This is a genomic window from Streptomyces sp. NBC_01012 (assembly GCF_045162755.1).
In the GTDB taxonomy this organism is placed as follows: Bacteria; Actinomycetota; Actinomycetes; order Streptomycetales; family Streptomycetaceae; genus Streptomyces.
Map to the genome: position 1 here is coordinate 4806837 of NZ_CP108688.1, position 26395 is coordinate 4833231.

Genomic DNA, 26395 nt, shown 5'->3' on the forward strand with positions numbered 1-26395 from the left:
CCGGGAGCGGCGGACGCCGGTGCGCGGAGTACTTTTCCGAGTCGGTCCGTCGCACGGGAATCACTTTTCCGGGGTCTTTGTTAGCCTGGAGTCGGCACCGGCTCGATCCAAGCCCCCGGGCCCAACCTTCGTCGCTACGAGCGACCACTTGCCGCGAGGCGAGCATGGCGGGCCGGTGTCACCTACGTGAAAGACAGACCCGCGTCACCTGTTGGTGGCGCGGGTCTGTTGTCGTTTCCGGGGGTACGCGGATCCGGGGTTACGCAGAACCGTCACTTCTCGTATGGTGGAAACAAGTTTCCGAAAGGTGGCAGTCATTACCTGCTACCGGCCGGTAGGTGCGACGATCGGAACGCACGTGCGGGACTGAACCCCCATCCGCGTGCGGCAACGAAGCTCAGGAAAGCGAAGGACTCGGCCATGGCAACGGCGCCCAGCGTCTCGTACTCGATGACGGTCAGGCTGGAGGTGCCCGCGAGTGGCACAGCGGTCTCCCAGCTCACCACGGCCGTGGAGTCCTCCGGTGGCTCGGTCACCGGCCTCGACGTGACCGCTTCCGGCCACGAGAAGCTGCGGATCGACGTCACGATCGCGGCTTCCTCCACCTCGCACGCGGACGAGATCGTCGAAGGTCTGCGCGGCATCGAGGGCGTCATCCTCGGCAAGGTCTCCGACCGTACGTTCCTGATGCACCTCGGCGGCAAGATCGAGATGGCGTCCAAGCACCCCATCCGCAACCGTGACGACCTCTCGATGATCTACACCCCGGGTGTGGCGCGGGTCTGCATGGCCATCGCGGAGAACCCCGAGGACGCCCGTCGCCTCACCATCAAGCGGAACTCCGTCGCGGTGGTCACGGACGGCTCGGCGGTGCTCGGCCTCGGCAACATCGGCCCGATGGCCTCGCTCCCGGTGATGGAGGGCAAGGCGGCCCTGTTCAAGCGCTTCGCGGGCATCGACGCCTGGCCGATCTGCCTGGACACGCAGGACACCGACGAGATCGTCGCGATCGTCAAGGCGATCGCCCCGGGCTTCGCGGGCATCAATCTGGAGGACATCTCCGCCCCCCGCTGCTTCGAGATCGAGGCGCGGCTGCGTGAGGCCCTGGACATCCCCGTCTTCCACGACGACCAGCACGGCACCGCGATCGTCGTCCTGGCCTCGCTGATGAACGCGCTGCGCGTGGTGGGCAAGGCGATCGGTGACGTACGGGTCGTCATGTCCGGCGCCGGTGCGGCCGGTACGGCCATCCTCAAGCTGCTCATGGCGGCCGGCGTCAAGCACACCGTCGTCGCCGACATCCACGGCGTGGTGCACGCCGGCCGTGAGGACCTGGTGGACGCCACGCCGGACTCGCCGCTGCGCTGGATCGCGGACAACACCAACCCCGAGGGCGTCACGGGCACCCTCAAGCAGGCCGTCGCCGGCTCCGACGTCTTCATCGGGGTCTCCGCCCCCAACGTCCTGGACGGCGCCGACGTGGCGGCCATGGCGGAGGGCGCGATCGTGTTCGCGCTCGCGAATCCGGACCCCGAGGTGGACCCGGCAGTCGCTCGCGAGACGGCCGCCGTCGTCGCCACCGGGCGCTCCGACTTCCCGAACCAGATCAACAACGTGCTGGTGTTCCCCGGTGTCTTCCGCGGTCTGCTGGACGCCCAGTCCCGCACCGTCAACACGGAGATGATGATCGCCGCCGCGCGCGCCCTCGCCGATGTCGTCGCGGAGGACGAGGTGAACGCGAACTACATCATCCCCTCGGTCTTCAACGACAAGGTCGCGGGCGCCGTCGCGGACGCCGTCCGGGAGGCCGCGAAGGCGGCCGGAGTCGCCGAAGTGGCCTCCACCCCGGCCTGAGGGGTTCCCCCGGACGGTGCCGTAGGTCACGTCCGGGGCCCGTACGGCGCGTCGCGGGTCGCGGGGTCCCAAACGCCCCTTTAGGGTGGGCGGGCAGCGAGCCCCACAGGCCTGCATCCGCTGCGGAACGCTCCAACAAGTCGACGGAACGTCATCACAGGCAATCAGTGGTGCTATTCGTGTGACGTCGAGGGGTTCCGGATTGGCGTTAGCGCCGCAGGTGGGGGCAGGATGCGTATTCGGGCGCGAGGGTCTGACAGCAGACCCGGGTCCGGGGACTGTCAGAGGGCCCTGGCAGCATCGGCTTCGATCTCACGCCTCACAGGCAAGAAGAACACGGGAGTACAAACATGAACCGCAGTGAGCTGGTGGCCGCCCTGGCCGACCGTGCCGAGGTGACCCGCAAGGACGCCGACGCCGTTCTGGCCGCCCTCGCCGAGACCGTCGGCGAGATCGTCGCCAAGGGCGACGAGAAGGTCACCATCCCCGGCTTCCTGACCTTCGAGCGCACCCACCGTGCCGCTCGCACCGCTCGTAACCCGCAGACCGGCGACCCGATCAACATCCCGGCCGGCTACAGCGTGAAGGTCTCCGCGGGCTCGAAGCTCAAGGAAGCCGCCAAGGGCAAGTAAGTCCCCAAGGCATACAAGAAGGGCGGCCGTCCCGACCGGGGCGGCCGCCCTTCGCGCTGTCCTGGGGCCGCTGGAGCCCCGCCCCGGGATCGGGACCGCCCGGAGCCCGCCCCGGGGCGTTCACTGCCGCGCACGCCGCCCGTGCGGGCGCTGTGAGGCGGTCTGCGGCGCCTGGCGCCGCCGGTCGGCCCACGGGGGAGGCCGCGTGCCCCGTTCGGCTCCGTACGGGCGTTCTGCGGCCCCTGGGCGGATACGGACAAGTCCGCCGCCCCGGTCCCTTGCGGGGCCGGGGCGGCGGACTGTGGTGCGGGGGGCGCGTCCGGTGTCAGACGAGTGCGCCGCCGGGGAGCTCGACCTTCGCGCCGAGCTTCTCGAGCTTGTCCATGAAGTTCTCGTAGCCGCGGTTGATCAGGTCGATGCCGTGCACCCGGGACGTTCCCTGGGCCGCCAGGGCGGCGATCAGGTACGAGAACCCGCCGCGCAGGTCAGGGATGACCAGGTCCGCGCCCTGGAGCTTCGTCGGCCCTGACACGACCGCCGAGTGCAGGAAGTTCCGCTGCCCGAAGCGGCAGTCCGAGCCACCGAGGCACTCACGGTAGAGCTGGATGTGCGCGCCCATCTGGTTGAGCGCCGAGGTGAAGCCGAGCCGGGACTCGTAGACCGTCTCGTGGACGATGGAGAGCCCCGTGGCCTGCGTCAGGGCCACCACGAGCGGCTGCTGCCAGTCGGTCTGGAAGCCGGGGTGCACGTCCGTCTCCAGGGCGATGGCGTCCAGCGCGCCGCCCGGGTGCCAGAAGCGGATGCCCTCGTCGTCGATCTCGAAGGCGCCTCCGACGCGGCGGAAGGTGTTGAGGAAGGTCATCATCGAGCGCTGCTGGGCGCCGCGCACATAGATGTTGCCCTCGGTCGCCAGCGCGGCGGACGCCCAGGAGGCCGCCTCCAGGCGGTCCGGGATCGCCCGGTGCGTGTAACCGTCCAGCTGGTCGACACCCGTGATCCGGATGGTCCGGTCGGTGTCCATGGAGATGATCGCGCCCATCTTCTGCAGTACGCAGATGAGGTCCTCGATCTCCGGCTCGACGGCCGCGTTGGACAGCTCGGTGACGCCCTCGGCGAGGACGGCGGTCAGCAGTACCTGTTCGGTGGAGCCCACGGACGGGTACGGCAGCCTGATCTTCGTGCCCCGCAGCCGCTGCGGTGCCTCCAGGTACTGGCCGTCCGCCCGCTTCTCGATGGTCGCGCCGAACTGGCGGAGCACCTCGAAGTGGAAGTCGATCGGCCGGCCGCCGATGTCGCAGCCGCCGAGGCCCGGGATGAAGGCGTGCCCCAGACGGTGCAGCAGGGGGCCGCAGAAGAGGATCGGGATGCGTGACGAGCCCGCGTGCGCGTCGATGTCGGCGACGTTCGCGCTCTCGACGTGCGAGGGGTCGAGGATGAGTTCGCCCGGCTCGTCGCCGGGGCGCACCGTCACGCCGTGCAGCTGCAGCAGCCCACGGACCACCCGCACGTCGCGGATGTCGGGCACGTTGCGGAGTCGGCTGGGCCCGCTGCCGAGCAGCGCGGCGACCATTGCTTTCGGCACCAGGTTCTTGGCGCCTCGGACGCGGATCTCGCCCTCCAGCGGGGTGCCGCCGTGGACAAGCAGGACATCGTCTGTGCCGGTCATGTAACTCGCGTTCCGGAGTGGTCGGGCAGGGGGCCATCAAAAGGGTAATGGGCCCCGGCCCCCCTTCCGTAAGGCGTCGGGGGGTACGCGAACCTCATGAATACGCCACACCACGTTCCGCACCCCCGGGCTTGCGGAGGGTCACCACCCGCGGGGCGGGTCCGCCCGACCCGCGGGCGTGCGCTCCCCGTGCGCCCGTGCGGTGTTCGTGCGCCCTGAGCTGCGGAAGGGCGCCGCCCGGATCCGTGCGGGCCACTTGGCCCCCGCGGAAGGCCGAGATGCGGGATCATCTGTGCCATGACGGAGGTGTCCTCGCTCACAGGGCGGCTGCTCGTGGCCGCTCCCGCCCTGGCGGATCCGAATTTCGACCGCGCGGTGGTGCTGCTCCTCGACCACGACGAGGAGGGCTCACTGGGCGTGGTCCTGAACCGTCCGACCCCGGTCGGCGTCGGGGACATTCTCGCGTCCTGGGCCGGTCTGACCGGTGAGCCGGACGTGGTGTTCCAGGGTGGCCCGGTCTCGCTCGACTCCGCGCTGGGCGTCGCGGTGATCCCCGGGGGCGAGGAGTCCTTCGCGGGCTCCCGGCCCCGTTCGGACGGGCAGGAGTCGTCCTCCGGCTCCCGGATCCGCTCGGACAGGGGGGAGCCCATCGGCTGGCGCCGGGTGCACGGGGCGATCTGTCTGGTGGACCTGGACGCGCCTCCCGAGCTGCTGGCGGCGGCGCTCGGCTCGCTGCGGATCTTCGCCGGATACGCGGGCTGGGGGCCGGGTCAGCTGGAGACGGAGCTGACGGACGGCGCCTGGTACGTGGTCGAGTCGGAGCCGGGCGACGTCTCGTCGCCGCGCCCGGAGAAGCTCTGGCGGTCGGTTCTGCGGCGGCAGCGAAGCGAACTGGCGATGATCGCGACGTATCCGGACGACCCTTCGCTGAACTGATGCGCGGAGCTTTCAGTACGCTTGGCAGTTATGAGCACTCTTGAGCCCGAGCGCGGGGCAGGTACGGGGACCCTCGTAGAGCCGACGCCGCAGGTGTCGAACGGCGACGGTGACCACGAGCGCTACGCCCATTACGTCCAGAAGGACAAGATCATGGCGAGTGCCCTCGAGGGCACTCCCGTGGTGGCACTGTGCGGGAAGGTCTGGGTCCCGGGGCGCGACCCCAAGAAGTATCCGGTCTGTCCCATGTGCAAGGAGATCTACGAGTCCATGGGCGCCGGCGGCGACAAGGACAAGGGCAAGGGCGGCAAGGACAACAGCAAGAAGTAGTCCGCAGCAGGAAGTAGTCCGCTCCGCCTCTTGATATTTCTTTTCCGGACCTTGACCCCGGCCCCCGGGGTGCGTGGCGACGCGCACCCCGGGGGCCGTTCGCATGCGCGTTCGTGTGCGTGTTCGTATGCGCGTTCGCGGGCAGGTCCGACCGGCCGGATCGTGGGGTCCGCGTTGCACGGGCTGCACCGCGGGTCACAGAGTGGTTGAGACCACTTGTCGGCGCGCTGAGGCCCCCTTAGTCTCCTGCGAGTTGTGCAGAACGAAACGCACGTTGCATAGAATGCAACGATTGACCGGTAGGGGTCCCGGATGAAGCTTTCTGCCCGAATCGCCGTTCCTGTCACGGCACTTGTGCTGGCCGGTCTCACCGCCACCGCCTGCGCGCCGCAGACCTCCGACACCGGCGCCGAGGGCGACGAGAAGACCGGGACGCTCCGCGTCTGGCTCTTCCAGGAGGTCGGCAACAAGCCCAAGGAGAAGGTCGTCAACGCGGCGGTCGCCGACTTCGAGAAGTCCCACAAGGGTGCTGACGTCAAGGTCGAGTACATACCCGTCGACACCCGGGCCCAGCGCGTCAAGGCCGCCTTCAACGACCCGAAGAGCGCCCCCGACCTCATGGAGTTCGGCAACACCGACACCGCCGGCTATGTGAAGGACGGCGGACTGGCCGACGTCAGCAAGGAGTTCGCCGCCTGGGACGAGGCCAAGGACACCGACCCGACCGCCAAACAGTCCGTGACAGTGGGCGGACAGGTCTACGGGGCACCGCTCTTCGTCGGCGTACGGGCGCTCTACTACCGCACGGACATCTTCGACGAGCTGGGAATCAAGCCCCCGCAGTCCCAGGACGAGCTGATCTCCACGGCCAAGAAGATCCGCCAGGAGAAGCCGGACCTCTACGGCCTCGCGGTCGGCGGCGCGTACACCTACGGCGCGATGCCCTTCATCTGGGCGCAGGGCGGCGAGCTGGCCGACGAGACCGGGGTGACCTACGGGGCGGCCATCAACAGCGCGAAGGCCCGCAAGGGCATCGAGGCCTACACCTCGCTCTTCGGCGACGACAACTGCCCCGCGGCCAAGTGCGCCTCCATGGGAGGCAACGACACCGTCACCGCCTTCGCGTCGGGCAAGGCCGCCATGGCGATCGGCGGCGACTTCAACCACGCATCGGTCGAGGAGGGCAGCGTGCAGGGCAAGTACGCCGTCGTGCCGCTGCCCGGTGCGAAGAAGGGTTCGATCGCCCCGGCGTTCGCGGGCGGCAACAACGTCGGCGTACTCAAGAGCAGTTCGCACCGCACCCTCGCGGTCGACCTGATGAAGTCGCTGACCGGCAAGAAGACGCAGGCGAAGATGTTCGACGCGATGGGCTTCCTGCCGACGTACACGGACGTGCTGGACACCGCGGCGGAGAAGGAGCCCTTCGTCGCCCCCTTCGTCGATACGCTCGGCGCGGGCGCCAAGTTCGTTCCCGCCTCCCCGGCCTGGGCACAGATCGACGCCTCGCTGGTCCTGCCGAACATGTTCCAGGAGATCGTCAGCGGCCGTAAGGACGTGGCCACCGCCTCGGACGACGCGGCGAAGAAGATGGACGCGGCGTTCGCCGAAGCGGGATGACGATGGCAGCGAACACCGCACCGCCCAAGATCCCCGTACGGCCCGGGGCGAGCGGGGCACAGACCCGCACGCCCCGGCGCCGCCCGGCGTCACCCGCGCGGCGCGCAGGCTGGACTCCCTGGCTCTATCTGCTGCCGGCGCTCGTCCTGCTCGGCGGGCTCCTCGTCTACCCGATCTACCAGCTGGGCCTGATCTCCTTCCTGGAGTACACCCAGGCCCAGGTCAGCGGCGGCGAACCGACCAGCTTCCAGGGTTTCGGCAACTACGCCACGCTCTTCGGGGACAGCCAGTTCTGGCAGGTGCTCCTGGCGACCGTGGTGTTCGCCGCGGCCTGTGTGCTGGCCACCCTGTTCGTCGGCTGCGCCCTGGCCGTCCTGCTGACCCGCGTACGCGCCCTGCCCCGGCTGGCGCTCATGATGGCCGCGCTGGGGGCCTGGGCCACCCCGGCCGTCACCGGCTCGACCGTCTGGGTCTTCCTCTTCGACCCGGACTTCGGACCGGTCAACAAGGTGCTGGGGATCGGCGACTTCTCCTGGACGTACGGGCGCTACAGCGCCTTCGCGCTGGTGCTGCTCGAAGTGCTCTGGTGCTCGTTCCCGTTCGTGATGGTGACCGTGTACGCGGGCATCCGCGCCATCCCCACCGAGGTGCTGGAGGCGGCGTCACTGGACGGTGCCTCGCAGTGGCGGATCTGGCGGTCGGTCATGGCGCCGATGCTGAAGCCGATCCTGATCGTCGTCACCATCCAGTCCGTCATCTGGGACTTCAAGGTCTTCACCCAGATCTACGTCATGACCAACGGCGGCGGCATCGCCGGCCAGAACCTCGTGCTCAACGTGTACGCGTACCAGAAGGCGTTCGCGTCCTCGCAGTACGGACTCGGATCGGCGATCGGCGTCGTGATGCTGGTGATCCTGCTGGCCGTCACGCTGGTCTATCTGCGCCTGGTGCGGCGCCAGGGGGAGGAACTGTGAGCGCGCGTGCGCTGCTGCGTGTCCGCCGGCCGGGGCGGCTGGCGGCGGAGGCCGCGGCCCTCCTCATCGCCGTCGTGGTCGCCTTCCCCCTCTACTGGATGGTGCTCTCCGCCTTCAAGCCGGCCGGCGAGATCCGGTCCACCGAGGCGCACCCCTGGACCCTGTCCCCGTCCCTCGACTCGTTCCGCCGGGTGTTCGAACAGCAGGACTTCGGGCGCTACTTCCTCAACAGTCTGATCGTGGCCGGCACGGTCGTCGTCGTGTCCGCGCTGATCGCCTTCCTCGCCGCGACGGCGGTGACCCGCTTCCGCTTCAGATTCCGCACCACCCTGCTCATCATGTTCCTCGTGGCGCAGATGGTGCCGGTCGAGGCGCTGACCATTCCGCTGTTCTTCCTGATGCGGGACTTCGGTCAGCTGAACACGCTCGGATCACTGATCCTGCCGCACCTCGCCTTCTCGCTGCCGTTCGCGATCTGGATGCTGCGCGGCTTCGTCAAGGCCGTCCCTGACGCTCTGGAGGAGGCCGCCTACATCGACGGGGCGAGCCGCGCCCGCTTCCTGTGGCAGATCCTCTTCCCGCTCGTCTTTCCCGGCCTCGTGGCGACGAGTGTCTTCTCGTTCATCTCGACCTGGAACGACTTCCTGTTCGCGAAATCGTTCATCATCAGTGACGTCTCCCAGTCGACGCTTCCCATGGCGTTGCTGGTCTTCTTCAAACCCGACGAGAACGACTGGGGAGGGATCATGGCGGCCTCCACGGTGATGACCATTCCCGTGCTGGTCTTCTTCGTCCTCGTACAGCGGCGCCTGGTCTCCGGACTCGGCGGCGCGGTGAAGGACTGACACATGGACAACCTGATCCCGGCACCCGTACGCGGCAGCGGCGGTGGGGCCGACGGCGACGACGGCAACGGTGGCGTCGGCGGCAGCGGCGCCTTCCTCGTCGACGGTGACACGACCCTCACGGCGGGCCCCGGCACCGAGAGCACGGAGCGCTGGCTGCGCGCCACTCTCGGAGCGGCCTTCGGCCTGCCGCTCGCCCCCGGCACCCCGGCGGACGAGCCCACGAACACCATTGACCTGCGCATCGACGCGGCTCTGGAGCGCGAGGGCTACCGCCTGTCCGTGGCGCCGGGATCCGGTGTCCGCCTCACCGGAGGGAGCGCCGCAGGGGTGTTCTGGGGGGCGCAGACCCTCCGTCAGCTCCTCGGTCCCGACGCCTTCCGCCGCGCCCCCGTGAACCCCGGCGCGCGGCGGGCCGTCCCCCAGACGGAGATCGAGGACGGCCCGCGCTTCGGCTGGCGCGGCCTGATGCTCGACGTGGCCCGGCACTTCATGCCCAAGGACGGCGTGCTGCGCATGCTCGATCTGCTGGCCGCCCACAAACTGAATGTCTTCCACTTCCACCTCACCGACGACCAGGGCTGGCGCATCGAGATCAAGCGCCACCCCCGGCTCACGGAGACCGGCGCCTGGCGCGCACGCACCAAATACGGCCACCGCGCCTCCGAACTCTGGGACGAGACTCCGCACGGCGGCTTCTACACACAGGACGACATCCGCGAAATCGTCGCCTACGCCGCCGAGCGGCATATCCGGGTGGTCCCCGAGATCGACATCCCCGGCCACTCGCAGGCAGCCATCAGCGCATATCCGGAACTGGGCAACACCGACGTCATCGACACCTCCGCGCTTTCCGTGTGGGACACCTGGGGGGTCAATCCGAACGTACTCGCCCCCACTGACAACACCCTGCGCTTCTTCGAGGGCGTATTCGAAGAACTGCTCGATCTGTTCCCCGCCGATGTCTCGCCCTTCATCCACATCGGCGGTGACGAATGCCCCAAGGATCAGTGGAAGGCGTCACCGACGGCACAGGCACGCATGGCCGAGGCCGGCCTTGCGGACGAGGACGAGCTCCAGTCCTGGTTCATCCGCCACTTCGACCGCTGGCTCACGGCCAGGGGCCGCCGCGCCATCGGCTGGGACGAGATCCTGGAGGGCGGCATCGCCGAGGGCGCGGCCGTGACGTCGTGGCAGGGATACGCGGGTGGGATCACCGCCGCAGAGTCCGGCCACGACGTCGTGATGTGCCCGCTCCAGCAGGTGTACCTGGACTACCGTCAGGACGCGGGCCCCGACGAGCCGATGCCCATCGGATACGTCCGCACCCTGGAGGACGTCTACCGCTTCGAACCCGTTCCACCCGGCCTCTCCGAGGAGGCGGCAGGACACATCATGGGCACCCAGGCCAACGCCTGGACCGAGGTCATGCAGAACCGGGACCGCGTCGACTACCAGGTGTTCCCGAGGCTCGCCGCACTCGCCGAGGTCGCCTGGTCGCGACTCCCGGCCCCGGGCGAGCGGGACTTCGCCGATTTCGAACGCCGGATGAACACTCACTACGCCCGGCTCGACGCCCTGGGCGTCGGTTACCGGCCGCCGACGGGCCCACAGCCCTGGCAACGACGGCCCGGCATCCTGGGTCGCCCGATCGAGGGACCGCCGCCGACCGTGTGACCCGCTGTGACCCGCTGTTCCCGTGCCGGCCAGGGGACCCGAATAAGTCGCACGAACCCGCTGAAGAGTGTCAATTCGTGCGCCCGGCAGAAGGTCTGCCAAAGCAGACTTTTCCCCTGGTCGGGGACGGAAACACCCTTCGTGGACCCTCGCGTCGGGCAGCCCGGAAGATGTGCCAGAGTTGCCACGTCCCGGCCGTGAGCACGTACCGTACGGCGGACAGGCGGGACTGCCGGGACACCGGGAAGGGGCAGCTGGGTTGACCACGCACGCACCGCAGGCGATGCAGTCGGTGACGCTCCCGGCCTCGCTCGACGAGGCCGTGGCGGCACTCGGCGCCATGCCCGCAGCCGTCCCCGTGGCCGGCGGCACGGACCTCATGGCGGCCGTCAACAAGGGCCTCCTGCGGCCCTCCGGGCTCGTCGGCCTCGGCCGGATCAGCGAGCTGCGCGGCTGGCACTACCAGGACGGCCACGCACTGCTCGGCGCCGGACTGACCCATGCGCGCATGGGGCGTCCCGACTTCGCCGCGCTCATCCCCGCGCTGGCCGCCTCCGCGCGCGCCGCGGGCCCGCCCCAGATCCGTAACGCCGGGACGCTCGGCGGGAACATCGCCACCGCGGCCCCGACCGGCGACGCACTGCCGGTGCTGGCCGCCCTTGAGGCCGAGCTGGTCATCGCCGGCTCCGGGGGCTCCCGCCGTGAGATCCCCGTCTCGCACCTGCTGGCGGGCCGCGAGATGCTCGAACCCGCCGAGCTGATCGGTTTCGTCCGCGTACCGCTGCTGCACGCCCCCCAGGTCTTCCTCAAGGCCACCGGGCGCACCGGGCCGGGCCGCGCCACCGCCTCCGTCGCGATCGTCCTGGACCCGGCGAGGCGCGGAGTGCGCTGCGCGGTCGGCGCGATCGCCCCGATGCCCCTGCGGCCGCTGGAGGCCGAGCGCTGGATCGCCTCCCTGATCGACTGGGACGGTGAGCGCGGGCTGGCTCCCGACGCGCTGGCGGCCTTCGGCGAGTACGTCGCGGCGGCCTGTATCCCGGACCAGGCTCCACCGGACGACGGGGGAGAGGCACCTCCGCTGTCGCCCGCCGTCCTGCACCTGCGGCGCACCGTCGCCGCGCTCGCCCGACGCGCACTGGGGAGGGCACTGTCGTGAGCAATGAGGAGAACCCCGAGCAGCAGCACGGGCAGCCCGACCCGTACGCCGGCTGGCAGCCGACCCCGCAGGGCGGTGAGTACGACGCGGAGGCGACCGCCTTCGTCCACCTGGCCCCTGAGGACCTCGCCGACCTGGGCAACGACCCGCTGGCCGCCCCCGGACAGGGGTATGTGCCGCCGATGATCCTGCCGCTGACCCCGGCAGCCGGTCTCGATCCCGCGGCGACAGGCAGCTGGGTCGTGCGGACGCCCGAGCAGCAGCACGAGCAGACCGCGGGTCCGTCCGGCGGTGCGGATCCCGCGTCGGACGCGGTGCACTGGCCCGATCCGAACCAGCAGCAGGACCCGTACCAGCAGCCGTATCCGGACACCTCGCAGTACACGCAGACCTCGTCCACGACGGCTCAGTGGAATTTCACCGAGGCCCTCCCCGCCGAGCCCGAACCGGCGCCCGCGCCCGCGGGCCACACCGGCGAGTGGACGATCCCGGTGGCCAACGGCGACCTGCCCGACGAGTCGGGCGAGTTCGCGTCGTCCGCGTTGGCCTCCCAGTGGTACGCGGACACGCCCCCGGCCACGCTGCCGGGCGGCGCACCCGCGCCCTGGGCGACGCAGGAGCCCGCGGCCGAACCCGAGGCCGAGCCCGAACCCGAGGCCGCCGCCCCGGCCGAGGTGCCGTCCCGGCCCACGGAGCCTGTGGAGCCCGTGGAGGCCGCCGACGGGCCGGAGGCCCCCGCACCCGCATCGGTACCCGCAGCCGAGGCCGCGGAGCCGGCGGTCGAGACCCCGGACGCGTCCGAGGCTTCCGGGACCGGGACCGGGACCGGGACCGAGGGAGACCCGGCCCCTGAGGACGGCCGGGAACACGGCCAGGACGTGGCTCCCGAGCACGGCCCTGGCCAGGACCTGGGCCCTGAACACGGCCCCGAGCGCGGCCCTGGCCAGGACCTGGGCCCGGCGGATGAGCCCGTGGCCCACCCCGCTCCCCAGTCCACCACCGCTTCCGGCCCGACCCCCAGCGAGCATCCGTCGACCTCCTACGCCCTCCATGTGAACGGCGTGGACCGCCCCGTCAGCGACGCCTGGATCGGCGAGTCCCTGCTCTACGTGCTCAGGGAGCGTCTCGGCCTCGCCGGCGCCAAGGACGGCTGCTCGCAGGGCGAGTGCGGCGCCTGCAACGTCCAGGTCGACGGCCGCCTCGTGGCCTCCTGCCTGGTGCCCGCCGCCACGACGGCCGGCAGCGAGGTCCGTACGGTCGAGGGGCTCGCGGTCGACGGCGAACCCTCCGACGTCCAGCGGGCCCTGGCCGGGTGCGGGGCCGTCCAGTGCGGCTTCTGCATCCCGGGGATGGCCATGACCGTCCACGACCTCCTGGAGGGCAACCACGCCCCCAGCGAGCTGGAGACCCGGCAGGCCCTGTGCGGCAACCTCTGCCGGTGTTCCGGCTACCGGGGTGTGCTCGACGCCGTACGCGATGTCGTCGAGGCCCGGGAGGCGACCGCGGACGAGGCGGCCACCGCCCCGGAGGAAGCCGCCGAGCCGCGCATCCCGCACCAGGCCGCCCCCGGCGCGGGCAGCGTCCAGGCACCCGGGCCCGAGGGAGACGTCCGGTGAGCACCGCGCCGTCCCCCGCACCACCGGCCCTCCCCACCACCAGCCGCCACAGCGGAGCGAACGACAAGGAGGCGGCGTGACCAGCGACGCAGCCACCGCGACCAGCACCACGCGCACGACACCGCCGGCCGAGGGCCCCGACCCGGACCAGGAGCTGCCCGCGCTCGGTCTGGGCACCTCGCTGCCGCCCGCCGACGCCCGTGCCAAGACGGAGGGCACCTTCCCGTACGCGGCCGACCTGTGGGCCGAGGGGCTCCTCTGGGCCGCGGTGCTGCGTTCCCCGCACCCACACGCGCGCATCCTGTCGATCGACACGACGGCAGCGGCAGGCATGCCCGGAGTACGCGCGGTCGTCACGCACGAGGACATCCCCGGGGACGGCTCGTACGGCCGCCGGGTCGTCGACCGCCCCGTGTTCGCCTCCGAGCTCGTACGCCACCACGGCGAGCCGATCGCGGCCGTCGCCGCTGACCACCCCGACACCGCCCGGCTGGCCGCAGCCGCCATCGCCGTCGAGTACGAGGTACTCGATCCGGTCACCGACCCCGAGAAGGCCTTCGTCGCGGAACCCCTGCACCCCGACGGCAATCTCATCCGCCACATCCCGCTGCGCTACGGCGACCCGGACACCGTGGGCGAGGTCATCGTCGAGGGCCTGTACCGCATCGGCCGCCAGGACCCCGCGCCGATCGGCGCCGAGGCGGGCCTCGCCGTGCCCCGCCCCGACGGGGGCGTCGAGCTGTACACGGCGTCCACCGATCCGCACACGGACCGCGATCTGGCCGCCGCCTGCTTCGGCCTCGACGCCGACCGGGTCAAGGTCGTCGTGACCGGCGTCCCCGGAGCCACCGGCGACCGTGAGGACCCCGGCTTCCAGATCCCGCTGGGCCTGCTCGCCCTGCGCACCGGCTGCCCGGTCAAACTCGCCGCCACCCGCGAGGAGTCCTTCCTCGGGCACGCCCACCGCCACCCCACCCTGCTGCGCTACCGGCACCACGCGGACACGGAGGGCAGGCTCGTCAAGGTCGAGGCGCAGATCCTCCTCGACGCGGGCGCGTACGCCGACTCCTCGTCCGAATCCCTGGCCGCAGCCGTGGCCTTCGCCTGCGGTCCCTACGTCGTCCCGCACGCCTTCATCGAGGGCTGGGCGGTCCGTACGAACAACCCGCCGTCCGGGCATGTACGCGGCGAGGGTGCGATGCAGGTCTGCGCCGCGTACGAGGGCCAGATGGACAAGCTGGCGGCGAAGCTGGGCATCGACGCGGTCGAACTCCGGCTGCGCAACGCCCTCTCCACGGGCGACATACTTCCCACCAGCCAGACCGTGACCTGCCCCGCGCCCGTCGCCGAGCTCCTCACCGAGCTCCGTGACTTCCCGCTGCCCTCGCTCCCCAAGGACGCCCCTGAGGACGACTGGCTGCTGCCCGGAGGCCCGGAGGGCGCCGGCGAACCCGGGGCCGTGCGCAGGGGCGTCGGCTACGCACTCGGCATGGTCCACATGCTCGGTGCGGAAGGCGCGGACGAGGTCTCCACGGCCACGGTCCGGGTCCATGACGGCGTCGCCACCGTGATCTGCGCGGCCGTCGAGACCGGCCAGGGCTTCACCACGCTCGCCCGCCAGATCGTCCAGGAGACCCTGGGCGTCGAAGAGGTCCATGTGGCGGCGGTGGACACCGACCAGCCCCCCGCGGGCCCGGCGACGCACGGCCGCCACACCTGGGTCTCGGGCGGCGCGATCGAACGCGCCGCGAGGATGGTCCGCACCCAGCTCCTCCAGCCGCTGGCCCACAAGTTCGGCATGTCCACGGAGCTCCTCCAGATCGCCGACGGCAAGATCACCTCGTACGACGGTGTGCTGTCCACGACGGTCATGGAGGCGATGGACGGCAAGGAACTCTGGGCCACCGCCCAGTGCCGCCCCCACCCCACGGAACCCCTGGACGAGGCGGGCCAGGGCGACGCGTTCGTGGGCCTGGCCTTCTGCGCGGTCCGTGCGGTGGTCGACGTCGACATCGAACTCGGCTCCGTCCGGGTCGTCGAGATGGCGGTCGCCCAGGACGTCGGCCGGATCCTCAACCCGTCCCAGCTGACGACCCGCATCGAGGCAGGCGTCACCCAGGGCATCGGCGCGGCCCTCACGGAGAACCTCCGTACGGCCCGAGGCCTGATCCGCCACCCGGACCTCACCGGCTACGCGCTTCCGACCGCCCTGGACGCGCCGGACATCCGGATCGTCAAACTGGTCGAGGAACGCGACGTGGTGGCCCCCTTCGGCGCCAAGCCCGCCTCGGCGGTCCCGGTGGTCACCTCCCCGGCAGCGGTGGCATCCGCGGTCCGCGCCGCGACGGGCCGCCCGGTCAACCGCCTCCCGATCCGCCCGCAGGCGGCGGTGGCGGCCACGCCCAAGGCGTAACAGCCCGGCCGGAATTGAGCACCGCGCGTGCAACCGGCGACGCGGAGTGTCACCGGTGCTGGTTACAGTGGTCTTGAAGTAGTCGGCTGTATCCGGGGGAGGGTGCTGTGGCGCAGAGTGAGGTCGGAGCGGGGCTGGCCGCGCTGGCGATGCCGGGATTCGCGGGGGTGAGTATCGCGACGGCGTCCCTGGCCACGGAGCTGACATCGTTCACGAAGTTCCGCAATCGCATAGACGAACTGCTGCGTGACCTGAAGGAGTCCCCGGCGGGACCCGGGAAGCTGCGCGAAGACCCCATGTCGCGCACACAGTTCGGCGGCGGAGACAACCGGTGGGCGGAGGCGGCCTCGCTGTTCACGTCGTACCGGACGGTGATCACGGAGCTGGAGTCGCTCTCCAAGCTGCTCTCGGACTGCATCGAGGGCATGAGCATCGCGGTGCTCGCCTCGCACAACGGCTACGCGAACATCGACGACGGCCTGCGCCGCCGCATGCTCGCGATCAGCGCGGGGGCGGAGGAGCAGTACGGGGGGAAGTACGACGGGTCGCAGGGGGCGCCGAAGGAGGGCGGGGGACAGCCGTCCGCCACCAGGCCGACGGAACCGGAAACGGGCGACACCGCGGGTATCAGCGGGCTCTGAGGACAGCGAACACCGGTGCGGGGACAGACGGGGGTACGGGGATGGACCACAAGGACGCAGGCCAGGGCACTCCGTTCGACAGCATGTCGCACGAGGAGATGCTCGCGTGGCTGGACGCGGCCAACAGCGGGGCGATCCAGGGCGCCTCGGACCGCCTGGTGAGCGCGGCGGAGGAGATCCGCAAGATCGCGGAGGAGATCAAGGTCCGCCCGCAGACGGTCGAGTGGAAGGGCGAGGGCGCGGACGCCTTCCGCACCTGGAGTGCGGACCTGGCGAACGCCACGCTGCGCCTGGGCGACTACAGCGAGGGCGCGTCGAAGTGGCTGGCCCAGGCCTCGGACTCGCTCGCCTCGGCGCAGGTGGCCATCCCGCGTACGCACGAGGGGGCACAGGCGAACCTGGACGCGGCACGGGCGGCACGGAACGACCCGGACGCGTCCTCGGTGGCGCAGAAGGCGGCGGAAACGCTGCTCGCCGAGAAAGAGGCGAACCGTCAGGAGGCGGCGGCACAAATGCGGAAGCTGGCACAGTCGTACGCGCTGTCGGCTTCGCAGCTGGACGCGCTGGAGAAGCCGGCGTTTCCGCCGCCGCCGGGGGAGATCGTGCCGGAGCGAGCAGTTGGCTACGGTGACTCCGAGGCCTACCGCGAATCAACTGGCAGTAGGGCAGTTGCAGGGGGCGGAGACGCGACTGGCGCGGTGACCACGCACTCTGAGTCCTCGCAGGCAGAAGGCTCCGGAAACCAAGGTGTTCCCGACTCATCAGCGGTCCGCGTACCGCCCCACCGGGAGACCCCGGTCAGCATGGAGGTCAACAGCACAGCGACTCTGCCGCAGACTTCGTCCATGCCTGCGGTGTCACAGCCCACGCCGCCGGTGACGGGTAAGCCGGACGGTGGTCTGCCTCCTGGACCCACAGTGCCGCCGACGTTCGGCGGCGGCGCACGGCCACTTCCCGGTCCATCGGGCGGCTCGAAGAACGCGGGGCCGAACGTCCGTTCGCCATCGCCGCCTGGCCAAGGTGTGCCCAGCTCGGGCTCGGCAAGCCGCATGCCTCGTGACGCGGGCATCTCCGGTGGTCGACCGGCAGCTCAGCCCACCGGCCGAGGGCTTCCGGGCGGCACGGTTGTCGGTGGTGAGGGGACGCAGAGCCGGGGCCCCATGGGGCACGGCGGGATGAGTAGTGGCAGCGCCGCTCGGAGCGGAGCCGTGGGCGGGCGGCCACCGGCTGGTGGAAACAGCGGGGTCGTCGGTGGTCGACCCCGGCAGGTGGGGCGTTCAAGCCAACGTCCGTTCACGCCTGGTGGCACCGGCCTTGTCCGGGACAACGAAGGCGGGCGTGCTGGTGGACAGGTGGCAGGCGGATCGCGAAGCCCGTCAAGCCGTCGGCCCGGAAATGCCCGCCAGGATGATGGCGGCGAGCGCCCGGACTACTTGACCGAAGATGAGGAGACGTGGCAGCAGGGTGGCCGCCGCGCAACGCCGCCCGTGATCGACTGATGGAACGACTCCGGATAGGGACGCGAATGCTTGTCAGTGGTGTGCACAGGGGCCGGACAAGGGCCATCGTTTCGGTGGCGCTCGGAACACTACTGGTGTCTGCCACGGCAGGGACTGCCCAGGCAAAGTCGGTCCGTTCGGATCAGTGGCACCTGACAGCGATGAAGGCCGAGGGGATGTGGCAGAGCAGCACGGGGAGCGGCGTCACCGTTGCGGTGATCGACACAGGCGTCGATGCGTCAAACCCGGACCTGCAAGGGCAGGTGCTCGGCGGGAAGGACTTCGCCCCGGGTGAGCCCGGCGATGAGCACTCCGATTACGACGGTCACGGCACGGGCATGGCTGGCCTGATCGCGGGGACAGGCGACAGCCGTGGCGGAGACGGTGCGTTCGGGCTCGCGCCCGGCGTGAAGATTCTTCCCGTCCGGATCCCGGACAAGGCTGCCAACCTCGCGAAAGACATTGAACAGTTCAACGCAGCGGTTCCTGAGGCCATCCGCTATTCCGCTGACAAGGGCGCCAAAGTCATCAACATCTCGGCAGGTACGAGCGAGGGATCGCAACAACTGACCGAGTCGGTCAGGTATGCGCTCGGCAAGGGCTCACTGGTCTTCGCGGCAGTGGGCAATGACGGCAAGAGCACCAATAGCGTCAAGTACCCGGGCGCTACGCCGGGGGCCGTAGGTGTTGCCGCCATCGGTAAGGACCTGCAGAGGACAGAGGAATCCCAGTTCGGCCCCCAGGTAGACCTGGCCGCGCCGGGTGAGGAAATGATCCACGCCTGCCAGAGCGAGACGAACCTCTGCACCTCGCACGGGACCAGCGACGCCACAGCCCTCGCTTCCGCCTCCGCCGCACTGATCTGGTCCAAGTACCCGGACTGGACTAACAACCAGGTCCTGCGGGTCCTGCTCAACACGGCGGGTGGCCCGAGCAGTGGTGACGAGCGCACCGACTACATCGGATACGGCGGGGTCCGCCCCCGCATCGCGCTGACAACCCCCGGCGACCCGGGCCCCGCCGACGAGTACCCGCTCCCGGACCTCGCGGAGGCCGCGTCCCCGACACCCTCCGCGACCCCGTCCAAGGCCGCAGGCGGCCCCGAGAAGAACGACAAGCCGGCCGCCGCCGCAGCAGCGGCCACCGACGACAACGACAACACCACCCTCTGGCTCGGTCTGGGCATCGGCGCAGCAGCCCTCATCGGTGTCGCTGCCGCAGCCCTGGTCATCCGCTCTCGCCGCAGGAGCGCAGCCAAGGCTGTCCCCCAGCCGTACCAGCCTCCGTACCCGAACCAGCCGCAATCCCGGCCTCCGTACCCGCAGTACGGCCCCCCGCCCGGCGGCCCCGGATCCAACACGCCGTACGGAGGCTCTCCGGGCCCGACCGCCTGACAGATCGGAACGGGTTCACCCTGGGGCAGCGCTGCCAACGATGCGTGGATCAGGGGCCCTCCATCGAGTTCCACACTGCAGTGAATGCTGCTACCAGGCGATACCACGCAAGGTAACGACGTGCTGCTAGCTGTCTCCGGAAGTGCCGTTCGCTGCCTGGCCCGGGCCGGTGTTCGGTAGCGCGCCCCGTGGCGCGAGGAGAAGGGGGAGGTAGACGTCGTCGACGATCTCGGTGATGACCCCCTCCGGGATCGGCGCCCCGTGGAGGAGGTAGTGGTTGCGGAGCAGGTCGACCGCCACCGTGGCGCGCCGTGAGGCGGGGATCCACGGCTCGATCTCGCCACGTGCGACGGCGCGCAGCAGAACACTCTGGATCTGCCCCGGGCCCGCTGTGTGCACGCGTTCACGGACCAGTTGGGCGAGCTCGGGGTCGCGCATGGCTTCGGTCAGCAGGCCGCGGAGGATGTCGCCATGCGATGTGGCCAGTCTGAGGCAGAGCTGACGTAGTGCGGCGATGACGTCGGTGCGCAGAGCGCCGGTGTCGGGCATGTCGGCGTCGGAGAGGTGATGGACGGTGCAGGCGTCGACGACGAGTTCGGCACGGCTGGGCCACCGGCGGTACAGGGCGGCTTTGCCCGTGCGGGCCCGCACGGCTACGCGCTCCATCGTCAGTCCCGCGTAGCCGACCTCGGCGAGTTCATCGAGGGCTGCCGCCAGGATGGCGTTCTTCAGTTCCTCGCCTCGGCGGCGGGGGTTTCGGCGATGGTCGCCGTCCATCCGGTCCGGCGCGTCTCCGTTGGTTGGAGGCATGACTCCCAGCCATTTGTCGAGCACCCGTTGCAAGCGCTGAGTGCGTCAGCCTAACCTCGTATTAGAGAACTGACCGTTCTTTAAGCGTCGAGAGTATCGAGGGACTGATGACCGAGATCATTGCGACGCCCCCTTCAGGTGCGCCCGACTTCCCCAGCGACCGCACCTGCCCCTACCACCTCCCCGATCAGTACAACGACCTCCGGACGCGTGAAGGTTCGCTGCAGCGCGTCACTCTCTACGACGGTCGTCAGGCGTGGCTGGTGACCGGATACGACACGGCGCGGAAGCTGCTGGCCGATCCTCGGCTCTCCTCCGACCGGAGGCACGTCGACTTCCCGGCAACCTCGGGGCGGGTGGAGAGCTTCCGCGACCGCCGCCCCGCCTTCATCGGCCTGGATCCGCCGGAGCACGGGCCGAAACGGCGCATGACCATCAGCGAGTTCACCGTCCGGCGTATCAAGGGGATGCGGGCCGACGTCGAGCAGATCGTGCACGGCTTTCTGGACCGGATGATCGACTCCGGCCCGCCCGCCGACCTCGTCAGCCAGTTCGCGCTGCCCGTGCCGTCCATGGTGATCTGCCAACTGCTCGGCGTGCCCTATGCCGACCACGACTTCTTCCAGGACGCGTCCCAGCGGCTGATCCAGTCGCCGGACGCGGCGGGGGCGAGTGCGGCTCGGGATGACCTGGAGGACTACCTGGGCGGCCTGGCAGACAGTCTGCGAGGAAAGCCCGGGCCTGGCCTGCTGAGCACCCTCGTCGCGGAACAGTTGGAGAAGGGCAGGATCGACCGCGAGGAGTTGGTGGCGACTGCGATCCTCTTACTGGTTGCCGGCCACGAGACCACAGCGTCGATGACATCGCTGAGCGTCATCACCCTGCTCGAACACCCCGACCAGTACGCCGCATTGCGCGCCGACCCGTCGCTGGTGCCGGGCGCCGTGGAGGAACTGCTGCGCTTTCTGGCGATCGCCGACATCGCCGGGAGCCGTTTCGCGACGGCCGACATCGAGATCGACGGGCAGCACATCCGAGCCGGTGAGGGTGTCATCGTCACCAACTCCATAGCCAACCGCGATAGTTCGATCTTCGCTAACCCGGACGTCTTCGATGTCCGACGTGAGGCGCGCCACCACCTGTCGTTCGGCTACGGCGTGCATCAGTGTCTCGGCCAGAACCTGGCCCGCCTCGAACTGGAGGTCATCCTCACGGCGCTGCTCGAACGGCTGCCGAACCTGCGGCTGGCGGTGCCGGTCGACGAGCTGGACCTGCGTCCGGGGACGACGATCCAGGGCGTGAACGAACTCCCGGTCACCTGGTGACCGCGGCGGAGGGAGCAGCTATGCGTGTGACGGCCGACCGGGAGGTCTGCGTGGGTGCCGGCCTGTGCGCGTTGACGGCACCTGAGGTGTTTGACCAGGACGACGAGGGCCTGGTGACGGTTCTGGACGCCGAACCCGGGGATGACGCACGCACGTTGGCGCGCGATGCCGGCGTGCTCTGTCCTTCGGGAGCGGTGCGCGTCGTCGGGTAGGTCCCCGCGGTCGCGGGTGGGTGCTCGTGCAGTCCCGGCGTCGGTCCTCTGCGATCGGCCGTCAGCTTCGGCTGGGGGCCGATTCGCCTGCACGCCGACGTCCGGGAGTGGGCGAGGCCGCGGCCAGGGACGCGAACCGCGCCTGGGTCGGCAGTAAACCGGTCTCGTTCTACTCGCCCTCCGGGGCCAGTTGGGCCATCACCAGCCCGTGCAGTAGCTCCGCGTCCACGAAATCGCCTTCGGCGGGTGCTCCGCAACGCCAGCTCAGGGGATACGTGTTGCCGTCCGGTGCGGGAATGCCGACGTACTGGTCCCGGGCCGCCGGGCCGAAGCATCTGGCGCCGGGCGGCCAGTCGTACTCCTTGCTCGAACCGGGCGGGATCAGGAAGTAGGTCCACCGACTGCCCGCGACCTCCTGTACGACGGGGCCAGGTTCGCCGTCGGTGAGCGTCCCGAGGTGGTGCAGCACTGCCTCGCCCCGTACGCCCCGCAGCCGGATGGCGTCGAAGTGAATGCCGGTCAGGTGGAGTTGGTGCCCGGTGATGGGTACCCATTCGGGGCATCTCTTGCTCGTCATGACCCTCAGCATTCTGATCGCTGCTTAGCGTGACCAGAAGGTAGCGGTGCACATCGGTGGTATGTGGAGAAGGGGGTGGTGGCTGTGGGGACGAGTGGCGAGCCGTCGCGGGTGCGGAAGCTGGTGGGGGACCTGATCCGCATCCATCGGGTGCGGGCCGGGCTCACGCAGAAGGATGCCGCGGAGCAGCTGTTGATCTCGGAGTCGCTGATGGGGGCGGTCGAGCGGGCGGAGCGTATCCCGGGCCTGGAGCTGCTGGCCGATGCCGACCGGGTCTTCGGCGCCGGCGGTGCGCTGAAGGCGTGCGTCGAGCTGGTCGACGAGGAGAAGTACCCGGCGAAGTTCCTGGACTGGGCACGGCTGGAACGCCAGGCGCGGGTCATCAGCGCGTACGAGACGATGCTGATGCCGGGGCTGCTCCAGACGGAGGCGTACGCGTACGCGCTGTACCGGGCGCGCAAACCCGCGTACACCGAGGACGAGATCGTCCGGCACGTCGAGGCGCGGCTGGAACGGCAGGCGGTGCTGCTGCGTACTCCTCCGCCGTATGTCGGTTACGTCATCGAGGAGTCGGTCCTGGACCGGACGTTGGGTGGCGCGGAGGTGCTGAAGGAGCAGTTGCTGCATCTGCTGGACTGCATGCGGCGGATGAACCATCTGACGGTACAGGTGATGCCCTCCGACCAGCACACGCACGCGGGGTTGAACGGCCCGATGCAGCTGATGTGTACAGGGGAAGGGCGCAATCTGGTCTTCGCGGAGAGTCAGGGCGGCGGTAGGTTGATGTCCAGGCCTGAGCAGGTGGCCGACACGTTCGACCTCTTCGGCATCCTCCGGGCCCAGGCGCTCAACCCCTGGAAGTCGGCTGAGATCATCGAAACGAAGGTGAGGCGACTATGACCGTCGGGCCGGAGCTCTCCTGGTTCAAGTCCAGCTACAGCAACAACGAGGGTGAGGCCTGCGTCGAGGTCGCCGCCTGCCCCCACACCGTGCACGTCCGCGACTCCAAGGTCACCGACGGCCCCACATTTGTCATAGCTCCCGCCACCTGGACCGCCTTCTTGGCAGGTGCGGTCAGGGGCTGACCTCGGCCAGTAGCGGACATCGCCAGGTGGGCACGTTCCTGACTCGATCCTTACGGCGCGTCAGGATCACTCACAGGCCGCCGACCGCTCGGCCGCCTTGGTGTAGTCGGTGATCAGACTCTTCATTGCTGCCTGGTCGTCGATGCCGGAGTCGAGGACCTGGATGATCGCGAAGAGTTCCTGTTCCGGGTGTTCCGACGACGTGCAGGAAGCGACCTTGCCCACGCCAGCTTTCCCCGCGTAGACGAATCGCAAGTCTTCCGACGTCGTCCCGCCGTCCGTGTAGGCGTATCCCTGCGCGACCGATGCCCCGGTATCCCCCGCCCTCCACCATGCCTGGGTGAGGCGTAGAGCCGCCTTTCCGTCCACGGACACGTCGCAGCGAGTTGTGCCACCGTTCGGTTTCGAGAGTGCCGACGAGATGGAATCCCCGCCGGGCAGAGCGGCTTTCACCAGCGCGGAGTCGACAGCGATCCCGCACAGTGACGCGGGCACGGTGTACGCCCTCTCGGCCGTGTCGTCGCTGTCGCCGGAGCACGCCGACAGACCGGAGGCGAGGACAACGGTGGCCGACAAAGCGACACCCACGCCGATGAACCGGTGACGCCGGAGAGTTCCACGGACAGACAACGCGAGAGCCTTTCGCGATTCGGATTCGGATGGGCACGACACAGCGGAGCCGTCGACAACTTGGCTGGCGGAGCACTGGCCGTGTCCTGATGGACAGTTGCAGGGTATTCGCTTGTACGTGCCCCTGCGGAACGCTCCGTCGATAGGCTGTCGCGCAGTGTCCAGCAGGACTACCCAGTCCAGTCACAGGCGAGTCATCGGGGGAAACGCAACAATGGAGTTCGAGGATGCCGTGCACGCTCCCGTCGGCAAACTCAAGGCAGCCGCCGACGACTGGGCGGAGATGGTCACCAAGCTGGAGGCTCTGGCCGACGACGCTCGCAATGGCATGAAGGCGAAGTCGGACAAGGCTGACTGGGGCGGTGTGAACGCGGGCGTCACCAAGCCCTTCATATCCAAGACGGCCAAGGAGTTCGAGGACGCGGCAGCCGAGGCCAAGGGCATCAAGCTGCTGCTCGCGGACGCGCACACCTCGTTCAGGACCGCCAGGGACGAGCTCGTCAGGATCAGGGACGAGGAGGCGGGTCAGGCAGGGATCCTGATCAGCGCCGCGGGGAAGGTGACGCCCCGGTACGACCTGGAGCAGGACGTCGGCGCGCGTAACGACCCCGACTATCCGGCGGCTCTCCAGAAGCAGAAGGCCGCCGTGATCGCATGGCAGAAGCGGATCGATCGGCTCGTCGAGGACTGCTCCGATGCCGACGATTCTCTGAAGCGGGCCCTTCTGGCCAATGTGCAGGGCGACAAGGACTTCAGCGCGCCGAAGTTCAGCAGTCTCGACGCGGAACAGGTGGCCCGCGCCGCGGATCTGGTGGAGACGGTCACAGGCGAGGGTGGCACCGCCCGCAACGTGAAGGCGCTCAAGGCTCTCGAAGACATCATCGATGACAACCGTGACGATCCCGAGTTCGCCACCGGCTTCTACCACAAGCTCGGTGCGGAGGGCACCCTCGACGCCTATACGAAGATGTCGCTGGACGCGACGTCGCTCGGCCCTGCCGGTCAGGACCGGGCCTCTATGGTGCGCAACATTCAGAACGACATGGGCGCGATGCTCGGCCTGGCCACCCAGACGTCGACGCCGAACCACCTGGATTCGACCTGGACGACACAGCTCATGAAGGCCGGCCGCAAAGAGGTCGACGTGTCGGGCTTCGCCGGTGCCGGCACCAAGGTCTACGGCTACCAGGCACTCGGAGCGCTCCTCCGCGAGGGCACGTACGACAAGGACTTCCTCACCACGGTGGGCCGCGACATGGTGGCGCTGGACAAGAAGGACCCGGAGATGTGGTCCCAGAACCTGCCGTACGACCAGAAGATGGCCATCAACCTCGACGATTCCGGAGGCAAGGGATTCAACCCGATGACCGGCCTCATGGAAGCGATGAGCAAGAACCCCGCGGCGGCAACGGAGTTCTTCAACGAGGGAATTCGCGAGGACACCAACAAGGACGGCATCGTCACGCTGTCGGACGCCGAGATCAAGGGCAAGGACGCGCAGGGCGTGGTCGACTACATGCTGGACAAGAAGGAGACGGCGGACTGGTACGACACGGCGGGCGACGGAGAGTTCACTCCTGGCCAGACGGCCATGGGTAACGCCCTGGAAGCGGCAGTCACCGGCCGCGTACCGGGTGACGACGACGCACCACCGGTCTCCCACACCAAGGCCATGGCCGAGGTGATGGAGCAGGTCGTGGAGAAGGTCGGCTCGGACCCCGAGCTGGTGGCCGCGAAGCCCGGAGAACTGCCGGGTCCGCTCAACGGGCTCTCCCAGCAGTTCGGCAACATGGCGGCGGAGTACATGCCGGATTTGCAGGCCACGGCAGAAAACGCGGCAGGCCAGATCAAGCCGTTCGGCGAGGCGGCGGATTTCGACAAGGCGCAGATGGCTGGGTTCCTCAGCGCGGTGGCCCAAGACCCACAGGCATACGGTGCGATCACCATCGCACAGCAGGCTTACACCACGGCGCTCGTGAGCGATGTGTTTACGCACCCTGAGAAGCATGTGGATATGGGGGAAGCAGTGCGTAACGCGGTTCATCCCGGAGGTGAAATCGCGGGAATAATGACCGAGGCGCGAGCCTATGCGACGCACGAAATGCACGCGCATGTGGATGAGGAGTACAACAAATCCACTGAGGATAATGCCAAGTGGGCTAACCGCATCATCTCGGCCGTCGGGGCCAAGTACGTGGAAATGCTTCCCGTTGGGGGTGATGCGGTGGAGTGGATGCAGGAAGACATTACTGAATCTGCTTTGGAACGTGCAGAAAACGACTCCACGGAAGAGGGCCGCCAGGAGTCATTGGACGGCTACACGCGAGCGGAGCGTGCCACCAAGGATGCAGCCTCCGCCGCTGTTGATGTGGCTGGCAAGGCTTCAGGCCTGAAGCCTGAGCAGTACGTCGATTACAGAGGTTCGGCCTCAACGGAGTCGGCGGCGGCGCACACAATCGGTCGCGGCATGATCGACAGTTCTCATCCCAAGGGAAAGTAGCTATGT

23 protein-coding genes are annotated in these 26395 nt (G+C 69.3%); 19 read left to right on the forward strand and 4 right to left on the reverse strand.

Annotated features, from left to right (window positions below; all coding sequences use genetic code 11):
* The first annotated feature begins 420 nt into the window (after window positions 1-420).
* Together OG623_RS21610 and OG623_RS21615 are read left to right on the forward strand one after the other, a co-directional pair.
* Complete coding sequence (locus tag OG623_RS21610; protein WP_406148529.1) at window positions 421-1854, forward strand: NAD-dependent malic enzyme; 1434 nt, start codon at window positions 421-423, stop codon at window positions 1852-1854.
* Window positions 1855-2204: 350 nt separating this feature from the next.
* Window positions 2205-2486: an HU family DNA-binding protein gene (locus OG623_RS21615; protein ID WP_003968811.1), complete on the forward strand. Its 282-nt coding sequence runs from the start codon at window positions 2205-2207 to the stop codon at window positions 2484-2486.
* A gap of 325 nt (window positions 2487-2811) precedes the next feature.
* Here the strand turns inward: OG623_RS21615 and murA are convergent, their stop codons facing one another.
* A complete protein-coding gene (gene murA / locus OG623_RS21620) occupies window positions 2812-4152 on the reverse strand; it encodes a UDP-N-acetylglucosamine 1-carboxyvinyltransferase (protein ID WP_406148530.1) in 1341 nt (446 codons plus the stop codon).
* 297 nt (window positions 4153-4449) lie between these two features.
* Between murA and OG623_RS21625 the strand changes: the two genes are divergently transcribed.
* The 12 genes from OG623_RS21625 (at window position 4450) to mycP (ending at window position 19250) form a co-directional block, all read left to right on the forward strand.
* Window positions 4450-5088, forward strand: coding sequence for a YqgE/AlgH family protein (locus OG623_RS21625; protein WP_406148532.1), 639 nt, complete (start codon window positions 4450-4452; stop codon window positions 5086-5088).
* 30 nt (window positions 5089-5118) lie between these two features.
* Complete coding sequence (locus tag OG623_RS21630; RefSeq protein WP_362886019.1) at window positions 5119-5418, forward strand: DUF3039 domain-containing protein; 300 nt, start codon at window positions 5119-5121, stop codon at window positions 5416-5418.
* Between the two features lie 312 nt (window positions 5419-5730).
* Window positions 5731-7035 (forward strand): extracellular solute-binding protein, encoded by a 1305-nt coding sequence (locus OG623_RS21635; RefSeq protein ID WP_406148533.1) that lies wholly within the window; start codon window positions 5731-5733, stop codon window positions 7033-7035.
* A 2-nt stretch (window positions 7036-7037) separates the two neighbouring features.
* Window positions 7038-8009, forward strand: a complete 972-nt coding sequence (locus tag OG623_RS21640; RefSeq protein WP_406148534.1) for a carbohydrate ABC transporter permease — start codon at window positions 7038-7040, stop codon at window positions 8007-8009.
* Window positions 8006-8854 carry a carbohydrate ABC transporter permease gene (locus tag OG623_RS21645; RefSeq protein ID WP_406148535.1) on the forward strand — a complete coding sequence of 283 codons (849 nt, stop codon included), beginning with the start codon at window positions 8006-8008 and terminating at the stop codon, window positions 8852-8854. Before OG623_RS21640 ends, OG623_RS21645 begins: the two co-directional genes overlap by 4 nt.
* 3 nt (window positions 8855-8857) lie before the next feature.
* The gene (locus tag OG623_RS21650; RefSeq protein WP_406148536.1) at window positions 8858-10531 is read left to right on the forward strand and encodes a beta-N-acetylhexosaminidase; all 1674 of its coding nucleotides are present in this window, start codon (window positions 8858-8860) and stop codon (window positions 10529-10531) included.
* Between the two features lie 259 nt (window positions 10532-10790).
* Window positions 10791-11687, forward strand: coding sequence for an FAD binding domain-containing protein (locus OG623_RS21655; protein ID WP_362886009.1), 897 nt, complete (start codon window positions 10791-10793; stop codon window positions 11685-11687).
* Window positions 11684-13303, forward strand: coding sequence for a (2Fe-2S)-binding protein (locus OG623_RS21660; protein WP_406148537.1), 1620 nt, complete (start codon window positions 11684-11686; stop codon window positions 13301-13303). The genes OG623_RS21655 and OG623_RS21660 overlap by 4 nt, the downstream gene beginning before the upstream one ends.
* A gap of 76 nt (window positions 13304-13379) precedes the next feature.
* A complete protein-coding gene (locus tag OG623_RS21665; protein ID WP_406148538.1) occupies window positions 13380-15716 on the forward strand; it encodes a xanthine dehydrogenase family protein molybdopterin-binding subunit in 2337 nt (778 codons plus the stop codon).
* 107 nt (window positions 15717-15823) lie between these two features.
* On the forward strand, window positions 15824-16357 hold the full coding sequence (locus OG623_RS21670; protein ID WP_406148539.1) for a hypothetical protein: 534 nt from the start codon (window positions 15824-15826) through the stop codon (window positions 16355-16357).
* A 41-nt stretch (window positions 16358-16398) separates the two neighbouring features.
* Entirely contained in the window at window positions 16399-17856 is a 1458-nt protein-coding gene (locus OG623_RS21675) for a translation initiation factor IF-2 (protein WP_406148540.1), read from the forward strand.
* 26 nt (window positions 17857-17882) lie between these two features.
* Window positions 17883-19250 carry a type VII secretion-associated serine protease mycosin gene (gene mycP, locus OG623_RS21680; protein ID WP_406151953.1) on the forward strand — a complete coding sequence of 456 codons (1368 nt, stop codon included), beginning with the start codon at window positions 17883-17885 and terminating at the stop codon, window positions 19248-19250.
* A 126-nt stretch (window positions 19251-19376) separates the two neighbouring features.
* Here mycP and OG623_RS21685 read toward each other — a convergent pair whose 3' ends face one another.
* Window positions 19377-20060 (reverse strand): TetR/AcrR family transcriptional regulator, encoded by a 684-nt coding sequence (locus OG623_RS21685; protein WP_406148541.1) that lies wholly within the window; start codon window positions 20058-20060, stop codon window positions 19377-19379.
* A gap of 107 nt (window positions 20061-20167) precedes the next feature.
* Between OG623_RS21685 and OG623_RS21690 the strand changes: the two genes are divergently transcribed.
* Together OG623_RS21690 and OG623_RS21695 are read left to right on the forward strand one after the other, a co-directional pair.
* Window positions 20168-21385 carry a cytochrome P450 gene (locus OG623_RS21690; RefSeq protein WP_406148542.1) on the forward strand — a complete coding sequence of 406 codons (1218 nt, stop codon included), beginning with the start codon at window positions 20168-20170 and terminating at the stop codon, window positions 21383-21385.
* 20 nt (window positions 21386-21405) lie between these two features.
* On the forward strand, window positions 21406-21597 hold the full coding sequence (locus OG623_RS21695; protein ID WP_406148543.1) for a ferredoxin: 192 nt from the start codon (window positions 21406-21408) through the stop codon (window positions 21595-21597).
* Between the two features lie 169 nt (window positions 21598-21766).
* Here the strand turns inward: OG623_RS21695 and OG623_RS21700 are convergent, their stop codons facing one another.
* The gene (locus OG623_RS21700; RefSeq protein ID WP_406148544.1) at window positions 21767-22174 is read right to left on the reverse strand and encodes a hypothetical protein; all 408 of its coding nucleotides are present in this window, start codon (window positions 22172-22174) and stop codon (window positions 21767-21769) included.
* Between the two features lie 78 nt (window positions 22175-22252).
* On the opposite strand from OG623_RS21700, the gene OG623_RS21705 reads away from it, so the two are divergent.
* Window positions 22253-23074, forward strand: a complete 822-nt coding sequence (locus OG623_RS21705) for a Scr1 family TA system antitoxin-like transcriptional regulator (protein ID WP_406148545.1) — start codon at window positions 22253-22255, stop codon at window positions 23072-23074.
* Window positions 23071-23259, forward strand: coding sequence for a DUF397 domain-containing protein (locus tag OG623_RS21710; RefSeq protein WP_406148546.1), 189 nt, complete (start codon window positions 23071-23073; stop codon window positions 23257-23259). Before OG623_RS21705 ends, OG623_RS21710 begins: the two co-directional genes overlap by 4 nt.
* Window positions 23260-23325: 66 nt before the next feature.
* Here OG623_RS21710 and OG623_RS21715 read toward each other — a convergent pair whose 3' ends face one another.
* Entirely contained in the window at window positions 23326-23835 is a 510-nt protein-coding gene (locus OG623_RS21715) for a hypothetical protein (protein WP_406148547.1), read from the reverse strand.
* 268 nt (window positions 23836-24103) lie between these two features.
* Here OG623_RS21715 and OG623_RS21720 point away from each other — a divergent pair, with 268 nt between their 5' ends.
* The gene (locus OG623_RS21720; protein WP_406148548.1) at window positions 24104-26389 is read left to right on the forward strand and encodes a DUF6571 family protein; all 2286 of its coding nucleotides are present in this window, start codon (window positions 24104-24106) and stop codon (window positions 26387-26389) included.
* The last annotated feature ends 6 nt before the right edge of the window (window positions 26390-26395 follow it).

Coding starts and splice junctions, on each gene's coding strand:
- OG623_RS21675 (WP_406148540.1), top strand. CDS start 16,399: ATGGACCACAAGGACGCAGGCCAGGGCACTCCGTTCGACAGCATGTCG.
- OG623_RS21615 (WP_003968811.1), top strand. CDS start 2,205: ATGAACCGCAGTGAGCTGGTGGCCGCCCTGGCCGACCGTGCCGAGGTG.
- OG623_RS21700 (WP_406148544.1), bottom strand. CDS start 22,174: ATGACGAGCAAGAGATGCCCCGAATGGGTACCCATCACCGGGCACCAA.
- OG623_RS21630 (WP_362886019.1), top strand. CDS start 5,119: ATGAGCACTCTTGAGCCCGAGCGCGGGGCAGGTACGGGGACCCTCGTA.
- OG623_RS21690 (WP_406148542.1), top strand. CDS start 20,168: ATGACCGAGATCATTGCGACGCCCCCTTCAGGTGCGCCCGACTTCCCC.
- OG623_RS21635 (WP_406148533.1), top strand. CDS start 5,731: ATGAAGCTTTCTGCCCGAATCGCCGTTCCTGTCACGGCACTTGTGCTG.
- OG623_RS21685 (WP_406148541.1), bottom strand. CDS start 20,060: ATGCCTCCAACCAACGGAGACGCGCCGGACCGGATGGACGGCGACCAT.
- OG623_RS21625 (WP_406148532.1), top strand. CDS start 4,450: ATGACGGAGGTGTCCTCGCTCACAGGGCGGCTGCTCGTGGCCGCTCCC.
- OG623_RS21610 (WP_406148529.1), top strand. CDS start 421: ATGGCAACGGCGCCCAGCGTCTCGTACTCGATGACGGTCAGGCTGGAG.
- OG623_RS21720 (WP_406148548.1), top strand. CDS start 24,104: ATGGAGTTCGAGGATGCCGTGCACGCTCCCGTCGGCAAACTCAAGGCA.
- mycP (WP_406151953.1), top strand. CDS start 17,883: ATGCTTGTCAGTGGTGTGCACAGGGGCCGGACAAGGGCCATCGTTTCG.
- murA (WP_406148530.1), bottom strand. CDS start 4,152: ATGACCGGCACAGACGATGTCCTGCTTGTCCACGGCGGCACCCCGCTG.
- OG623_RS21695 (WP_406148543.1), top strand. CDS start 21,406: ATGCGTGTGACGGCCGACCGGGAGGTCTGCGTGGGTGCCGGCCTGTGC.
- OG623_RS21640 (WP_406148534.1), top strand. CDS start 7,038: ATGGCAGCGAACACCGCACCGCCCAAGATCCCCGTACGGCCCGGGGCG.
- OG623_RS21650 (WP_406148536.1), top strand. CDS start 8,858: ATGGACAACCTGATCCCGGCACCCGTACGCGGCAGCGGCGGTGGGGCC.
- OG623_RS21710 (WP_406148546.1), top strand. CDS start 23,071: ATGACCGTCGGGCCGGAGCTCTCCTGGTTCAAGTCCAGCTACAGCAAC.